Source organism: Microbacterium sp. P5_E9, from assembly GCF_054049175.1.
In genome coordinates, this window is sequence record NZ_JBFUMV010000047.1 from 1 (window position 1) to 810 (window position 810).

Here is an 810-nt window from a genome sequence, read left to right on the forward strand (position 1 = left end):
CGCACCAGTCGCTGTCGCTCGGCGTGGTCGATTGCGCGATCACCGGGCCGAGCTCGGCCAACTCGGCGGGTTGGCCCGAAGTGACGACGCACCAGTTGGCGATTGGCTTCCAGATGGCGCTCAATGGCTACGGCATGACCTTGAAGTCGTGGAACGCGCTGGCGCCCGACCAGCAGGCGAAGCTCAAGAAGGCTTTCGACACCCTGACCGACGACGTTTGGAAGTACTCCGAGGAGCTCTTCCAAGACGCCCWGAACTGCAATGCGGGCAAGGACCCCTGCACCACCGGCAAGAAGTTCAACCTCGTCAACGTGCCGGTCACGCCGGCTGACATCGAGCTGGTGCGCAGCGCCGTGAACAAGGTGTCGTTGCCGGTGTGGGCCGAGGTGTGCGACAAGTCCAACCCCACCTGCTCGAAGACCTGGCAGGCGACGGTGGCACCGGTGCTGGGGCTGAAATGAACAGCCGCACCATGACGAGCGAGCGGCAGCCCGTTGCAGCGCCCAGCGGCAAGGTCGCGCCTGCCGGACATGTCGACTTCAAGGCGCGCAAGGAGACGGTGCTGGCCACCGCGTTCGGCGCAATCTTCCTGGGCCTGGCGGTGATCGTCACCATCGAGACCCTTTCGCGGAAGTTGTTCAACATTTCGCTGCAAGGGGCCGATGAGCTGGGCGGCTATGCGCTGGCCGTGGGTTCGACCATCGCCTTCAGCCTGGCCCTGCTGGGGCGCAACCACATCCGCGTCGACGTCTTCCACGAGAAGTTCCCGTTGCGCGTGCAGGCGCTGCTGAACTGGATCTCGATCGTCTC

The 810-nt window shown here is 64.6% G+C and carries 2 protein-coding genes; both read left to right on the forward strand.

The features are described 5' to 3' along the window. Positions 1 to 461: hypothetical protein (locus ACXJ3V_RS20125; RefSeq protein ID WP_457102130.1), on the forward strand; the 461-nt coding region annotated here is incomplete at its 5' end. Continuing rightward, positions 458 to 810, forward strand: a 353-nt coding sequence (locus ACXJ3V_RS20130; protein ID WP_457102131.1) for a TRAP transporter small permease subunit, incomplete at its 3' end; no start/stop codon positions are given. The genes ACXJ3V_RS20125 and ACXJ3V_RS20130, both read left to right, overlap by 4 nt.